Origin of the sequence: Acidovorax radicis N35 (assembly GCF_000204195.1) — a bacterium.
In the GTDB taxonomy this organism is placed as follows: Bacteria; Pseudomonadota; Gammaproteobacteria; order Burkholderiales; family Burkholderiaceae_C; genus Acidovorax; species Acidovorax radicis.
This window is the reverse complement of the sequence record NZ_AFBG01000009.1, coordinates 1-297: the sequence shown is the minus strand read 5'-3', so window position 1 is coordinate 297 and position 297 is coordinate 1. Positions and strand designations below refer to the sequence as shown.

Genomic DNA, 297 nt, shown 5'->3' with positions numbered 1-297 from the left:
CGTGATGGTGTCGGAGTCGGTTGCGCTGTTGTTGCCTGGGACAGGATCGGTCACCCCGCCCGGCGCTGTCACCGTCGCGGTGTTGGTCAATGTCCCTGTGGCTGCACCGCTCACCGTGGCGCTGACGGTGTACGTCACCGATCCCCCTGCGGGCAGGTTGACGGTGTCGTTGATGTTGCCGCTGCCTGCTGCCGTGCAGGTGCCGCCGCCCGCACCCACGCAGGTCCAGGTGCCCGTGAGCGCCGCCGGGAAGGTGTCGGCCACCGTGGCCCCCGGTGCATTGGACGGCCCGGCATT

At 69.7% G+C, this 297-nt stretch carries 1 pseudogene; it reads right to left on the bottom strand.

The window, feature by feature from the left end:
- Nucleotides 1–297 (bottom strand): annotated as a pseudogene (locus tag ARADN35_RS28175) (DUF11 domain-containing protein); the annotation flags it as partial.